The sequence below is a fragment of the Paenibacillus sp. 05T425 genome (genome assembly GCF_056396205.1).
The window spans coordinates 303,445-318,098 of the sequence record NZ_JBFTLA010000002.1 but is presented as its reverse complement, the minus strand read 5'-3'; the positions used below and the strand labels follow the sequence as shown (position 1 = coordinate 318,098).

The 14,654-nt window shown below is 50.7% G+C and carries 12 protein-coding genes; 3 read left to right on the top strand and 9 right to left on the bottom strand.

The features are described 5' to 3' along the window. Positions 1-6 precede the first annotated feature (6 nt). The 3 genes from AC1DF0_RS05230 to AC1DF0_RS05220 all read left to right on the top strand — a co-directional run bounded on the left by AC1DF0_RS05230 (position 7) and on the right by AC1DF0_RS05220 (position 2,765). On the top strand, positions 7-651 hold the full coding sequence (locus AC1DF0_RS05230) for a LysE family translocator (RefSeq protein WP_477573275.1): 645 nt from the start codon (positions 7-9) through the stop codon (positions 649-651). Positions 652-721: 70 nt separating this feature from the next. Next, entirely contained in the window at positions 722-1,699 is a 978-nt protein-coding gene (locus tag AC1DF0_RS05225; protein ID WP_477573274.1) for an N-acetylglucosamine kinase, read from the top strand. A 7-nt stretch (positions 1,700-1,706) separates the two neighbouring features. After that, a complete protein-coding gene (locus tag AC1DF0_RS05220) occupies positions 1,707-2,765 on the top strand; it encodes an MJ1477/TM1410 family putative glycoside hydrolase (RefSeq protein ID WP_442049336.1) in 1,059 nt (352 codons plus the stop codon). 285 nt (positions 2,766-3,050) lie between these two features. Here the strand turns inward: AC1DF0_RS05220 and AC1DF0_RS05215 are convergent, their stop codons facing one another. The 9 genes from AC1DF0_RS05215 to AC1DF0_RS05175 form a co-directional block, all read right to left on the bottom strand. Then, the gene (locus tag AC1DF0_RS05215) at positions 3,051-4,976 is read right to left on the bottom strand and encodes an S-layer homology domain-containing protein (RefSeq protein ID WP_477573273.1); all 1,926 of its coding nucleotides are present in this window, start codon (positions 4,974-4,976) and stop codon (positions 3,051-3,053) included. A 144-nt stretch (positions 4,977-5,120) separates the two neighbouring features. Continuing rightward, entirely contained in the window at positions 5,121-6,179 is a 1,059-nt protein-coding gene (locus AC1DF0_RS05210) for an ABC transporter substrate-binding protein (protein WP_477573272.1), read from the bottom strand. A gap of 26 nt (positions 6,180-6,205) precedes the next feature. Beyond that, positions 6,206-7,066 (bottom strand): ABC transporter permease subunit, encoded by an 861-nt coding sequence (locus tag AC1DF0_RS05205; protein WP_475822798.1) that lies wholly within the window; start codon positions 7,064-7,066, stop codon positions 6,206-6,208. Continuing rightward, entirely contained in the window at positions 7,066-7,860 is a 795-nt protein-coding gene (locus AC1DF0_RS05200) for an ABC transporter ATP-binding protein (RefSeq protein WP_477573271.1), read from the bottom strand. Before AC1DF0_RS05200 ends, AC1DF0_RS05205 begins: the two co-directional genes overlap by 1 nt. A 306-nt stretch (positions 7,861-8,166) precedes the next feature. Next, positions 8,167-8,733 carry a class I SAM-dependent methyltransferase gene (locus AC1DF0_RS05195; protein WP_477573270.1) on the bottom strand — a complete coding sequence of 189 codons (567 nt, stop codon included), beginning with the start codon at positions 8,731-8,733 and terminating at the stop codon, positions 8,167-8,169. Between the two features lie 16 nt (positions 8,734-8,749). Continuing rightward, positions 8,750-10,804: a methyl-accepting chemotaxis protein gene (locus AC1DF0_RS05190; RefSeq protein WP_442051991.1), complete on the bottom strand. Its 2,055-nt coding sequence runs from the start codon at positions 10,802-10,804 to the stop codon at positions 8,750-8,752. A gap of 196 nt (positions 10,805-11,000) precedes the next feature. After that, on the bottom strand, positions 11,001-12,068 hold the full coding sequence (locus tag AC1DF0_RS05185) for a sensor histidine kinase (RefSeq protein ID WP_477573269.1): 1,068 nt from the start codon (positions 12,066-12,068) through the stop codon (positions 11,001-11,003). Beyond that, entirely contained in the window at positions 12,065-12,739 is a 675-nt protein-coding gene (locus AC1DF0_RS05180; protein WP_477573268.1) for a response regulator transcription factor, read from the bottom strand. Before AC1DF0_RS05180 ends, AC1DF0_RS05185 begins: the two co-directional genes overlap by 4 nt. A 39-nt stretch (positions 12,740-12,778) precedes the next feature. Next, positions 12,779-14,524, bottom strand: coding sequence for an ABC transporter ATP-binding protein (locus AC1DF0_RS05175; RefSeq protein ID WP_477573267.1), 1,746 nt, complete (start codon positions 14,522-14,524; stop codon positions 12,779-12,781). Between the last annotated feature and the right edge of the window lie 130 nt (positions 14,525-14,654).

Below are 14,654 nucleotides of genomic sequence, written 5' to 3'. Positions count from 1 at the left end.
GTAAGGGTGGAATTATGGCTTCCGTTTGTTCAAGGTTTTTTGTTCTCGTTATCGCTTTGCTGCGATTTAGGTATCGTAAATGTCGCAATTATTAAGACGGGGATGGAGCGCGGCTTCAAACCATCGTTCATGATTGGGTTCAGCTCCTGCTTCGGGGATTTATTCTACTTGTCACTAGCACTGCTCGGTGTGAGCGTCATATTTGAGATTGCAGTCATCAAATGGCTGTTTTGGATTATCGGATCCGGCGTGCTGTTCTACTTTACTTACAAAATGTTCCGCGAGACATGGCGGCCGCGCGATCTTCCTATAGACGCAGTTATAGCAGCCGAACGGCCGCTGTTTCGTGACTGGCTTGCTGGTGCGGGTCTTGCCGTCTCCTCGCCTACCGTCATTGCTTGGTTCGCATTCGCGGCAGGAACGCTGCTCGCCACATTCGATCTGTCGGACCGCAGCGCATTGCTCGTATTCATAGCTGGATTTTTTACAGCTGGACTCCTTTGGTCGCTTGGCGTAGCACTCGCGAGCAGCTTGTCCGGCGCTTTTTTCAAGGAAAAGATCGTGAGAGTGCTGTCCTTTGTCTCCGCTATGCTGTTCCTCTATTTCGCTATTAAAGTGTTTTGGGACGGGCTGCGCGATGTCATCGGGTAGAAGGACAAATCATTCCGCAATCTGCTAAACTAGTCATAACGAAATGAACAGAAAGAATGGAGCTGATGGAATGACGGCAATGAAGGAAGTAGTCATTGGCATTGACGGCGGCGGGACTTACACTCGCGTAGCAGTGGCTGATCTATCAGGAAATGTAAGAGCATCAATTGTTGTCGATGGCGCGGCCTCGTTCCACAAAGATCTGTCTGCAGCAACGAATGTCCGGCAAGCGATTGTCTCAGCCCTTGCAGAAGCAGGCGCCGAGCTGCATCAGGTTCGCGGTGTTGCCGCGGGCATTGCGGGCTATGATTCCCCTGCTGATTTGGAATGGGTGGAGCAGTTGACCGACGTGCCCGGTCTAGATTGCCCTAAGTGGCATGTCAATGATACGGTAGCTGCTCACTACGGGGCTCTTATGGCGCGGCCGGGCATTGTCGCAATTGCAGGCACAGGCTCGAACATATTGGCGATTACCGAGAGCGGACAAGCCATTAGCAATTATAACTTTCATCATTATGCGGCAAGTGCAGCACGCTTCATCGCTTATGACGCCGTGTATGAAGCACTGGCAGGACGTACGGACGCTTCAGACGGCGAGCTTATAACCGCCATGCTTAACCATTGGAATTGCTCTACGCTGGATGAACTCGCATCGCTTGCCCGCAGCGGCTTCGAAGAAGACGCCAGAGAGAGAAATCGCAGATTCGGTCAATTCGCTCCCTGCATAACTTCCGCGGCGGAAGAAGGCGTACCTCTTGCTGTTCGTGTGTGCGATCGCGCAATCGAGCAAATGATTGTCGGCATCGAGCTGCTCGCCCGCTCCTTCGAGTCGGAAACCATTCCGGTCTCCTTCATAGGCAGCGTTGCCAACAGCCCGTACTTCCTCCGTACGCTTGCGGCGAAGCTCACATTAGGGCGAAATCGGAGCTATTCCGTTACTGAGCCGTCTCTCCCCCCTGTCGCAGGCGCCGTACTGCTTGCACTGAGGCGGCTAGACATTCAGATCGACGAAGAGAGCTTGCAGCAGAAGCTCATCGCGGCGGGTTAATACGACTATGCGCTATTGGCTAATTGGTCTCACCGTGGTCGTCCTGGGCACAGCATCCGTATTCCTATATTTACTCCTTAACTCCAAGTCATTGGAGGGGCGTTACGAAGAACGAGCTGAAGAGCGCCAGACGTGGCTGTATCAGTTGCAAAATTTTGTGCCGGAGCAAGCGGCCGACAGCGACTATTCCCTTGCTGTCATCGACCCGACCGAGGACGGGACAGATGAGACGAGCTACAGCAAAGAACGTATTGAGGCGCTTAAGACGGCCGGCGTCTCACCGCTCGCTTACTTAAGCATCGGCGAGGCGTCCTACTTCCGTACCTATTGGCAGAACGAGTGGGGACAATTCCGTGACGGCGCACTCCGCATCGAGAAGGAAGCCCCGGCGTGGATGGGCACAGTAGCCAATCCGAATTGGCCGGAGAGCGTCAAAGTTCGCTATTGGGATGAGGCTTGGTGGAACAACATCATCCGCCCCCGTCTTGACGCTATTATCGAAGCCGGATTCGACGGCTTATATATGGACATTGTTGACGCCTATTATTATTGGGGCGATGCTGAGAGCTATGGCGAAGGGCTCGAAGAGAAGAGGGAAGGCGATCCTATCGATGAAGAAGAATCAGCGAGTCGCATGATCGCCTTCGTACAACGAATTGCCGAGTATGCTAGAGGCAAAAACGAATCGTTTCAGATTTTCCCCCAGAACGGGGAGGGAATCATTAAGTACGATGAGGACGGTCAATATATGTCCGCAATCGACGGCATCGGCATCGAAGACCTATGGTTCAACGAGACGAAGCGGCAAGAACAGGACGAGACTGATTACCGCTTAGCTTATATCCGCCAAATAGCAGACGCAGGCAAGCGCGTATTATCTGTTGATTATGTAGATCAGCCTGGGGGCTTCCCTTTTATGAACAAAATCCGTATTCTGCGTTATGCGATTCTCTGTCAATCCGAAGGGTTCTATTGTTACGCCGGGCGCAGCAACCGCGAGCTTGATAACTTGAACGTCATTGCCGGTGTTCAACCCGCGGGACGTCCAAGTTCGCTTATGAAATAAAGGGATTTTCTCCTGTTAATTATTGAGCATGACCCTAAGAATATAGAATAACAGGAATTCCTCCAGTTCATTTCACCAGTAATACACATCAAACCGAGAATAGGGTACATTAGCGGGAGTAATTCCATCAATTTGATCAAAATGAACGTGGAGCGCCGCAATAACGGGAGAAATTCCAGTTAATTTGTACGACCAATATTGATACAAGTGAATTTTATTTGTAGAAAAAAAGGCCCTAATACCGCTGCTGTATAGCGATGTTAGGGCCTAAACCTTGTTCTATAATTACAATAATTTATTTAACGTATTCACAATAATTGCAGCCGCTTCTGCACGCGTCGCTAATCTTTTCGGATCGAAGTTGCCATCCAGGTAGCCGCTGATGACACCTTTCTCCATCAGCGCTGCAACACTGTCTACAGCCCAAGGAGAAATAGCAGCAGCATCCTTAGGAAGCAAAGCATTATCTCCGCGCTTCAGATCTACTGCGCGAGCAACCATTACTGCTATTTCCTCACGAGTAACCGACGCATCCGGCTTGAACAGATTACCTTCGTAGCCGCCAACAATGCCATTCTCTGCCGCAATAGCGATCTGCTTCTGCGCCCAATGTCCGCTCGTGTCAGCAAACACTCTGTCGCCTGTCACAGGAAGCTTCAGCGCATTAACAAGAGCTGTGGTAAATTCCGCTCGCGTAATCTCTTCCTCAGGCTGGAAGCTGCCGTCTGGATAACCGGAAAGCACGCCCAAGCCCACTAACTGGACGATGCTCTTCTCTGCCCAGTGGCCAGCAATATCAGTCAATGTCACCGGAACAATCACCTCCGGCTTATCCAGCTCTGTCCCTAATACGGCGAATGTCGTAAAATGGTCAGTTTGACCCGTCACTTGCCCGTTTGCCCGATCAACCGTTACACGGTCTAGCTTTACCCATTTCTGAGTCACCTCGTCAAACCAATAGATTGCATAGCTGTACGAATCGGTATCCAGCAATACCGGATCGATACTCATCGTGATCGTAACCGCCTTATCGAAGCCGCCTGTTGTATCTTTCGTAATTGAGTAAGCTGAGCCTACAAGAACAGTTCTTCCTTCTACCGGCAAACTTGAATGATCCGTAATTTTCACAATGTCTACCTTGAACTTTCCATCAGCAACGCCGGCAGGGAAGCTAAGCGTCACGCTATCCGCTGACTGCGTACCGCCTACAAGGCCATTCACCGTATTAGGGCTATCCGGCACGGAAGGATTCACAACCTGTACCGTAATGTCGACCGGGAGCGTGTAGGGACCTCCATTATCTACTTGGACAGTTATAACAGCGTTGCCTGTTCGCGTGCCAGGTTGGATTACCAGGTTGCCGTCCACTATATCTGCGGTAGCTGCGTCTGTGTTACTGGACACCGGTGCGGCAAGAAGCGTCAGCGCGTTCCCTTCACGCTCCGTTGCTAGATCGGCAGGCGAGAATACTTTGCTCGCTCCCCCTTTTCTCAGTGTCTGTTTCTTAACTGCTTTTGCCTCGAAGGAGAAAGGAAGGTTTTTGTTGCCGTTTTTCAACTTTAAGAATGATGTAGGAGGACCGTTAATGACATCAGTTGATATGCCTGTAAAATTGACGTAGCCTTCGGAAGTTCCCAATGAAACTCCTCGAACCGGCACATTACCAACCGATATTGTCGCTTGACCATAAAGATTAATATCAGAATTAGTCGATGTTGCAAACACTTCTGTACTTCCTTGCGTTAGCAACTGTCCGTCTTCGGAATGAACGGACACTCCCAAATTTAGATCTATAGCGGGAATGTCTCCTACTTGCGAATAAGTTTCAATGACTGCGTATGCGGCAGCTTGATCGGGCTTCGACTCACCAATGCTGTTGGTCTGAGTGATGAAATCATTAATGCTGATATCATTGGTATTCCCTGGAACCCAGCTCATCACTCCATCCGTTACATAACCCCCAACAACCCATTTTTCGTTAGGGTTGTTGATAATGTAATCGTCATAACCCGGTTTTATTCCATCCTCGCTGTATACCGCCTTAGTGACGGTACCATCCTCGAATCGACCGTACAAGGACAGACCATCCTCCATATCGTCCTCGATCATATGTATCGTAATCAGACTAGCATTGGATACACAGCTCGATAACAATACCATGGTTACGAGCAGCAACAGCAAATACGAGCTTCGCTTTATATAGTTCTGCAATCTACATCCACCTATTCTATTCTAGTATTTTTTGTTAATTATACAGGAGCTTTCCACAATTTCATCTATTATTTTGTAATTTCCTCATAGAAACAACAAGAAGACCGGTCGCATACGCGAACCGGTCTTCTATAGCTCTGCCTCTTACTTCGCTGGCAAGAACTCTGTCGTAAAGATTTCTTTCGCATCGAACTTCTCTTTCAGCAAGCCGAGATCCGCGAGCTGCGTGATCAGTGTCGTCCAACGCTCTTCGGACATATAGCCGAAGCCGTGCTCGGCAGCGTCGCCGCCGTATACGAAGCTCGTTTGCGCTTCGCCTTCGAAGTTCAGCGCGTCAAGCTCGATGTTCGGGTTCGCCGCATGAATGACTTCGTTGATTTCCGTAGCGGAATCCTTATAGGACATCCAGCCCTCGGAGAACGCTTTGACGAAACGCGCAACCGTCTCTTTGTTTTTCTCCAAATAGTCTTTCGTTACGAACAATACGATGTTGTACGGGTCATAACCCGCTTCGGAGATAAGAATCGTCTTCGTCTTCACGCCTTCCTTCTCAAGGAAATACGGCTCGGAAGTGACGAACGCTTGGCTTACCGATTCTTTATCGGCGATGAAGTTCACATGCTGGCCGTTATAAGCAACTTCCTTCGCTTTGCTCAAGTCAAACTTGCTCTTGAGGAAATCCCAGTATGTAATACCAGGCTGAATGTAGACCGAGCGGCCTGCGAGGTCATCGAACGACTGGATGTCCGCATTCTCATGGAACATAAGCGCTTGCGGGCTGCCTTGCAGCGCCGCTGCTACGCCTACCAGCTCGATGCCTTGGTTTCTAGCGATAACCATTTGGTCGGCATGCACAAGACCGAACTCCGCTGCTCCGGAAGCGACGATCTGAATCGCCGATACTTGCGGGCCGCCCGGTTCGATCGTAACGTCAAGCGCGTTGTCCTTGAAGATACCTTTCTCTTGCGCCGCATATACGCCGCCATGCTGTGCTTTCGGGAACCAGTTGAGGACAAGCTTCACTTTCTCCACAGGTACATCTGTTGCAGCCGGTGCATCCGTAGCTGCTCCGTTTGTTGCTCCGTCCGTTGCCGCAGGAGCGTTCGTCGGTTCGTTGTTGTTGCCTCCGCCGCCGCAAGCCGCTACGAATACCGCCACCAATAGACACAAAATAAGTACTTTACCCTTTTTGAAATGTTGCATGTTCTCTCTCCTCCGCCTATATCTATTTATTTTTCAACCTTCATAGCCGACTCATGCCATGATCCCAATACCCACTTGGCAAAAATGCTGACTATTAGATAAAACCCAATACCTAGAATGGCGGCAGCAATACCGCATGCGAATAGAAATGGCGTCTTCACTTGAATGGCAGCGACCGTGATCGCATAACCGAGACCGCCCTTCCCTCCGCCAATACCCGCGACGTATTCACCAACAATGGCGCCTACGATCGACAGCGTACAGGAGATTTTTAGACCAGCCATAATGTAAGGCATTGCAGCCGGAATGCGCAGCTTCAGCATTTTCTTCCACTTGGAAGCGTTGTATAGCGTGAATAGCTCATCCATGTTCTTGTCTACCGAGTTCAGACCCATAAGCGTGTTAGAGATGATAGGGAAGAAGCCGATCAAGAACGAAATGACGACAATGGATTTGTACCCCGCTCCGAACCAGATGACGACAATCGGCGCGACCGCGACAACGGGAATCGTCTGCAAAATAATCGCATACGGGTAAATGCTTCGTTCCATAATCTTGGAGCTGGCGAGCAGTACGGATAATAGGATGCCTATGACCGCGCTAACCGCAAATCCGATTAGAGATTCGACAACCGTAATTTGAATAGCCGCAGTCAGAATACTCCAGTCCTCTATAGCAGCTTTATACACATCCGATGGCTTAGGGAAGATGAAATGCTTCAGCCCCAGCATCGACGGGATAATCTCCCATAACGTAATGAACACGATGAATGCGATAATCGGGCCGAGATAATAGTGCTTGAAGCGGTGCCAGCCCTGATTCTTCTTTACCATCTCCCCCACAGGAACAATGGCCTTGCCAGCCGTTTCGACACTTGAGATCGACATTATCCCAGCTCCCTTCGGTCTGCCCCATGCTCCAGATGGCTCGATGCCAAGTCCACATATTCGGAAAACTTCGGTGTCGTTCTCATTCCAAGCTCGCGCGGATAAGGAAGGTCTACATCGATGATGGACGACACTCTTCCCGGACGGGCCGACATGACGACGATCTTGGAGGATAGGAATACCGCTTCATAGACATTGTGCGTAACGAACAGCACGGTCATCTTCTCTTTCTGCCAAATATCGAGCAGCTCCATTTGGAGCGACTGACGCGTTATCTCGTCGAGCGCAGCGAACGGTTCGTCCATCAGCAGAAGCTTCGGCTTTGCAGCCAGTGCCCTGGCAATCGACACGCGCATCTTCATGCCGCCCGACAACTGCCTCGGGTGAGCCTTGATATGATCCTTCAAGCCGACCATCTCCAGCACATGAAGCGCCGTTTCCTTGTGCTCCTTGCGGCTACCGCCCCGAAGCTCCATCGGCAGTACAACATTGTCCAGCACAGTGCGCCATGGGAGCAGATTAGCATCCTGGAATACGAAGGCGATGTCATTCGATTCGCGAACGAGCTGCTTAGGCGATTTGCCATTCACCGTCACCTGGCCCGTCGTTGGCTCCACCAGACCCGCTACCATCCGGAGTGCCGTCGACTTGCCGCAGCCTGATGGCCCTAGAAAGCTGACGAACTCTCCCTCTTGAATCGTAAAATGAATGTCGTTGAGCGCTAACGTTCCGGTACTAAACATTTTGCTCACATGCTCGAAGGCTACCAGTTGCTTCTCCGCTGTTCCCGCCATACGTCCCTCTCCTTTGCGCTAATCGTTATCGGCATCTATTTAATCAGATCGATTAATGATTATGTGTTAAGTTAAGTAACATATTAGCATCGGAATTTGCCTGAAACAATATTCAAAGTAGCCAAATTTGTGAAATTTGTTTGTTCAGTGTACCCAAAACGGCATTTTTATGTTAGGTTTATGTCCGATAACGGCCTTCCGACATGTTGCTCGTCATCAAAATATCACATAAATAACAAACTCAGAAAACGCAAAGAGGCCGCCCTAGCCATATACAATGACTTGTGGGACAGCCTCTATTCCACTCTACTCGGGTATTCGATTAGGTACATCGTAAAGGTATACGGGTGTGCGGTAAACATCGCTGCATACGATAACCCCGTTAGGTTGCCAATCCGGCAAAGCAAAACATACGCTAATAATACGCGCTCCCGGCTTAGCCTTCTCTTTGAAAATTCCGCTTAACCGCTTCATAGCACCGGGGTAGAGGTAGCAGACGATGACATCAGCTTGCTCGTACGCTTCCTTGTAGATATCTCCTCTGCGGAAGATGACGTTGCTCCGCCATAATGCAAATCTGGCCAGCTTCGAAGTCCATAACGGAAGGGAAGCATTCTCGACCCCTTCCACCGTGCACTCCTTGCACCTCTCTGCGATATGCAGAGCAAGATGTCCCCATCCGGATCCCGCTTCAATGACTCTCACCGGTCCGTTCATTCGGCCGATCACCGTAGACACGGCTCTGCGGGCCTGCGCCGAAGAGGGCATCGGCGATATGCCGTTGCGCCAGCTTCTGTAGACGATCGAGACGAGTCCAATCAGTACAACTCCCGCAACAATAGTCATGAACGTACTATAGAACGTAGAGCTCACCCCGCCTCACTCCTGCCTAATTAACCTTGAATTTCGATGCAGCCTCCGCCAGATCTTTGGTAAGGGAGTCGATCGTTTCAACCATGCCGGCAAGCTGCTGGGCCATTGCGGATTGCTCCTGCATCGTTGCCGTGACCTCTTCTACAGAAGCCGATACTTCTTCTCCCGTTGCCGACAAGCTCTGAGCTGACTCCATGACGTCGTCCTTGTCGCGTTCCATTTCCACGACGCGGCTGGACATTTCATGGATTTCATCCGCGATATGCGACACGTTTTCGAAGATGGCTTGGAAAGCGTCCTTCGTTTCTTCTACATATTGCTCTTGCAGAGCGGAAACATTTCGAATTTCCAATACGCTGGCATTGTTTTCTTGAACGAAGCCAAGGTTCTGCCCGATAATCTCGTTGATTTCCTGAGACTGCTTCGTGCTTTGCTCGGCTAGCTTACGAATTTCCGACGCGACCACGGAGAAGCCCCGCCCATGCTCGCCCGCTCTGGCCGCTTCAATAGAGGCGTTCAAAGCAAGCAAGTTCGTTTGGCCCGCAATATCCTTGATCGCCCCCGTAATTTGGCTAATGTTGGTGGAGCTGTGCTGCAGCTTAGCTGTGATTTCCGAAATTTTTTGAACCTCATGCTCGTTTTGCTCTTTTACTCGAATCAGGTTCTCAATAACTTCGCGGCTTTGATGGAAAATGCCTACGATTTTCTCGGCTTCCCCTTTAATCAAATCCGTTTTCTCTCGCAACGAAACGAAACTTTCTCCGAAGCCGTGGAATTTGTCTACGATCTGCTCGGTGTCTTTCGATTGCGTTTCCATTGCCCTTGCGATCTCTACGCTCGTTGTTGTTGTTTCCGTAATCGAAACGGACGTTTGCTTCGCAGAAGTATCCAGCTCATTGGTGCTTACCTTCATAATCCCGATGGACTGGTTCATGCTGCCTATCAATTCCTTGCTGTTAAGAACCATCATATTAAAGCTGTCCGCAAGATCCTTGAATTCGCTCTTATATTTCGCGTCATCCCTTACCGTCAAATCGCCGGCTGCCATTTGCTTGAACAACTTAGACAGATTAATAAGCGGTCTCGTCATGCTGCGAGAAATAAAGATGCCCACCGCAATAGCGAGAAGAATGGCCGCCAAGGTCACGACAATCAACTCTGTCATCATTTCTCTGACAGGCTCGTTAATATGTTCATAGGATTCTGTCAATGTGATAACGAAGTCCGCATCAGGAATTTTCGTGAAGCTAACGATACCGTTCCCGCTTTCTGCGTTGCCTTGAATGGGGGATCCCGCGGCTCTTTCTTTCAACCATTCGTCAAGACCCGGCGAGTTCAATTTCTGACCCACGCTATCCGGATTCACATTGTCGTATATCACGATGCCCGAGCGGCTTAATATAGATAGGCTTCCCTCCGTCTGCACGCGCTCCAGCTTTTCAACAAAAAACGATGCGTCAATCGTTCCGTTGAACACGCCTATTACAAATCCTTCTTGGCTTATGATTGGTTCCGTAAAAGGAATGATCAGTTTGCCCGTGCTTTTGGAAATGATTGCATCGCTAATAAAAGGTTTGCCTTTTATCGTCTCCTGAAAATATTCCCGATCCGTCCGATCGCCTCCGACATCGCTCTCGGAAGACGACGCCACTATAATCCCATTCGCATCTATAAGTTGAAAAGATTGAAAGCCCTTCGTTTTTTCGAGACCCGATTTTAATATACCGTTGGATTGCGTCAACAACTCGTTGCTCGGTGAGAAAAATTGATCGTCCGTCATCTGTCCAGCGTTTCTGAGCGTCAACAACGACTTGAATGTATTGTGATCTGCAGCCAATGCAACGCTCTGTCTCTCCGACAATACAGAAGACCATAGGTTCTCGCCGATCAGCGTTCCACTGGTTAACAAAGACTCTTTGCTTTCTTTGAACAGCAGTTCCGAATTGCTCTGATAAATCATCGTCGCTGTGCCAGCGAAAACTACCGCCACCAGCAATGAAATGTAAATCGGCAGCTTCCATTTCAGTGATACGTTTCGTTTCCAAAAATTGACCCTCTTTTTCTCTTCCATCTCGTCATCGCTCCTGTACCGGGCTTGTACCCGCATGCTTGTCACACTTATACCATACCTTTTATATCGGATGACGAGTAAGATCACAGGCATCATTCGACAAATTTTTATTCATTTTTTTAATTTTTCAAGGATACTCTCACGACAAAGAAGCTTCATCCGCGCGGATGAAGCTCCAGCGATTCCTATATTGGCCCTACTCCGCTTTGCGCGGCAGTCTGACTTCGAAGATCGAGCCCTCGTTCAAGCGGCTCTCCACTGTTATGCTGCCTTGATGCAGGTCGACAATCTTCTGCACGATGGATAACCCAAGCCCGCTGCCTTCAGTCGTTCTCGTCCGCTGCTTGTCACCCTTGTAGAACCTCTCGAACACCCGCTTCCGATCTTCATCCGTCATGCCTATTCCTGTATCCGCAATGCATACGATTGTGTGCTCTTGTGTCTGCGCAAGCGTCAGCTTGATGCTGCCGCGGACGGGAGTAAACTTGATTGCGTTATGAATGAGATTCACCCACACCTGGCTTAACAGCTCCTCATTAGCTACGATCTCAGCCTCGGCAAGCGCCAAGTCGAGCTCTAACTCTTTCTCCAACCATTGCGGCTCGCACGCGAGCACGATCGTCTCCAGCTGGGTATCCAGCCTGAACGACCGGAGCTCAAGATGCTGTTCGTCGGCTTCCAGGGAGGTAAGCTTGAGTAGGTTGTCGCTAAGCTTAGACAGCCTCGTCGTCTCCTTCTCGATAATCGCCGAATAGTGCATTCTCTCCTCTACCGTCAAATCCGCGCGTTGCAGCGTGCTCGCGAACCCTCTGATCGACGTTAACGGCGACTGAATTTCATGCGACACGTTGGAGATGAACTCCTGCCTAAGCCGATCCACCTGCTTTAGCTCCTGCGTCATCTCGTTAATGGATTGAGCAATGTGGCCGATCTGCCCGTCATATCTCCCTTCCTCGTCGACAACGACATTGAAGTCGCCTTTAGCGATTCGGCGCAGCGCATCCAACATCTCGTTCCACACTTTGCGTTGCTTCGGAAGCACCAGTATTCCGATAATCATCCACATGACGACAATAAATAGAAGACCAAGCCCCCAATTGATTAGTTGGAGGATGTAGTCGGACCATGATACATGATGTGTTCGATAAAACCATCGAGAGAGCATATACGCGAGCGAGAACATGCTGCCGCAAAATACGAGCAGAACGGAGACCGCACCCGTCCTTCGCAACGTGATCTGCAGCTTCGACAGCTTGCGCTTCATCGTTGCACCTCCAGCCGGTAGCCGAGCCCGCGAATCGTGCTGATCTTCACCGATACTTCCCAACCCGCGAATCGTTCGCGAAGCCGGTTCACATGCACATCGAGCGTGCGTTCATTGCCTTCGAAGTCGTAACCCCAGATCGCTTCGATGAGCTGCCCCCGCGGCAGCGTCCGCCCCATATTGCTGATCAGCATGAACAACAGCTCGAATTCCTTCGGCGGCAGCGTCACCGGCTCGCCGTTCACCGCAGCCGCGAAGCTATGTCGATCCAATTGAAGCTCGCCGGCCGTCACCTGCTGGGACAGCGCAATCCGATAGCGCTTGAGCAGCGCCCGGACGCGAACGGCGAGCTCCGCCGGATCGAACGGCTTCACAAGGTAGTCGTCCGTTCCAATGTTGAATCCTCGCACCTTGTCGCCCATTTCTCCCTTGGCCGTCAGCATAAGCAACGGTATATCATAAGCGTCACGCAGCTCCTTACACAATTCCCAGCCGTCCATGTTCGGCATCATGACGTCGAGCACAACCATATCGGCGGCAGCTTTCTCCATCGTTGCGAGCGCCTCCCGGCCATCCGACGCTTCCTGTACGCTATAGCCTTCCTTCCGCAAAATAACGCTGACAAGCTCTCTAATATGAGGGTCATCATCCACGACCAATATATAGCTCATTCGTCCTTCTCTCCTCTGCCGCTTCTTCCCCAAGAGTGCTTAAGCGGATTTGTTCATTCGCAACTGACCGTCCGCGAATTCCTTGTACAGACGATGAGTGCGGTACAATTGCTCATGAGAACCGACACCCGTAATCTCGCCTTTCTCCAGAAAAACGATGGAGTCGGCATCAACGACCGTAGACAGCCGGTGCGCAATGACAACGGTCGTCCGGCCGGCCATCAGGTTTTTCAGCGCTTGCTGCACGACCTCCTCCGACTTGCTGTCGAGATTCGACGTCGCCTCGTCCAGCATTAAGATTTGCGGATCCCGCAGCAAGGCGCGGGCGATCGCAATGCGCTGGCGTTGACCGCCCGAGAGCTTAATGCCCCGCTCTCCAACCTCCGTCGCGTAACCGTCTGGCAAATCGCTTATGAATCCATCCGCATAAGCCATTCTCGCGGCATGTTCCAATTCCTGCTGATCAACCTCACGCTCGAGACCGTAGCACAAATTATCCTTGATCGTTCCCGCGATAATCGGGCTCTCCTGCGATACATAACCGATTTGCTGACGCCAGAAGCGGAGCGATGCGCCAGAGATATCTTGGCCTCCGAGCCGAATGGTGCCCGACGACGGCTTGTAGAACCGCTCCAGCAGCGAGAACAGCGTCGTCTTGCCGCTGCCGCTCGGACCGACGATCGCCGTCACCTTGCCCGCCTCAATGGTCATGCTGATATCGCGCAGAATCGGCTCTTCGGGCTTGTAGGCGAACGAGACGCCCTCCACTTGCAGCGACTTATCCATAGCGGACAGCATCTGCCCTTTGTTCTGTTCTTCCTCCTCGGATTCGAGAATGCCGATAATGCTCTCCGTCGCCCCCATCGCCTTCTGGAATTGCGTGAAAAATTGTGAAATCTGCGTGATCGGCAGCATGATCTGGAACAAATACATAATGAACGCGACAAGCTCTCCTGCCGTCATTTTGCCCGATGATACTTGCACGCCTCCGAAGCCGATCAGGCCGACCAGCAGCATTAAGATAATAAACGTAATGATAGGCGAAATAAGCGCCTGCATTTTTGCTTCCTTAAGCCCCAAACCAAACAGATTGTGAATGCCTTTGCGTCCATGCTCGTATTCAGCCGGCTCGGATCCCGAAGCCTTCACGAGACGGATCTCCGAGACGACGCGGTTCACCACCGAGGTGAAGCTCGCGTTCTCCGCCTGCGTTTCCTTCGACACCTTATACATTTGACGTCCGATCGGCATGATAATGAGTGCTGCTACCGGAAATACAACTAACATGACGAGCGTCATCTGCCAATTCATATAGAACAATATAGCAAGTGACCCGATAATCGATAATATGCCGGTAAAAAATCCGGTCACATGCTCCGTAATAAGCCCTTTGAGGATGCCTGTGTCATTCGTCAGACGGCTGACCGTATCGCCAGAAGACTTGCTGTCGTAATACGGAACAGGCAGCCGCAGCAGCTTGCCCCATAACCGTTCGCGGATAGCAGCAACGATTTTGTTGCCTCCATAATGCAGCAAGTACACCGATATACCGCCGAATACGACTTGCCCGATGAATGCCGCCGCCAGCGCCAGCATTTGTCCCGTACTCAAGGAGCCGAACGAGAACCCGTTCACCAGGTTTTTCGTAAACAACGGGATCGTCAAGCTGACGAGCGTATTCATCACGCTAAGCACGACTGCGATAGACAATAGCGCTTTGGGCGGGTTCGTATCCATTAACAGGCGAATGAATCGCTTAAGACTTCCTTTTTGAGTATTCATCATACCACTCCTCTATTCCTTGTTTCTCTATCTCTCTTCGTACTGTACCGTACCCATTTAAACGCAATTTAAACGAAAGAAGGGCAGCACACCTCAACAAAAAAAAGCTCTGCCGCCCGCAATAAGCGAGAGA

Bases quoted from the DNA above. Each gene is read 5' to 3' on its own strand.
- AC1DF0_RS05220 (WP_442049336.1), top strand. From the start codon at position 1,707: ATGCGCTATTGGCTAATTGGTCTCACCGTGGTCGTCCTGGGCACAGCA.
- AC1DF0_RS05185 (WP_477573269.1), bottom strand. From the start codon at position 12,068: ATGAAGCGCAAGCTGTCGAAGCTGCAGATCACGTTGCGAAGGACGGGT.
- AC1DF0_RS05225 (WP_477573274.1), top strand. From the start codon at position 722: ATGACGGCAATGAAGGAAGTAGTCATTGGCATTGACGGCGGCGGGACT.
- AC1DF0_RS05210 (WP_477573272.1), bottom strand. From the start codon at position 6,179: ATGCAACATTTCAAAAAGGGTAAAGTACTTATTTTGTGTCTATTGGTG.
- AC1DF0_RS05200 (WP_477573271.1), bottom strand. From the start codon at position 7,860: ATGGCGGGAACAGCGGAGAAGCAACTGGTAGCCTTCGAGCATGTGAGC.
- AC1DF0_RS05180 (WP_477573268.1), bottom strand. From the start codon at position 12,739: ATGAGCTATATATTGGTCGTGGATGATGACCCTCATATTAGAGAGCTT.
- AC1DF0_RS05175 (WP_477573267.1), bottom strand. From the start codon at position 14,524: ATGATGAATACTCAAAAAGGAAGTCTTAAGCGATTCATTCGCCTGTTA.
- AC1DF0_RS05205 (WP_475822798.1), bottom strand. From the start codon at position 7,066: ATGTCGATCTCAAGTGTCGAAACGGCTGGCAAGGCCATTGTTCCTGTG.
- AC1DF0_RS05190 (WP_442051991.1), bottom strand. From the start codon at position 10,804: ATGGAAGAGAAAAAGAGGGTCAATTTTTGGAAACGAAACGTATCACTG.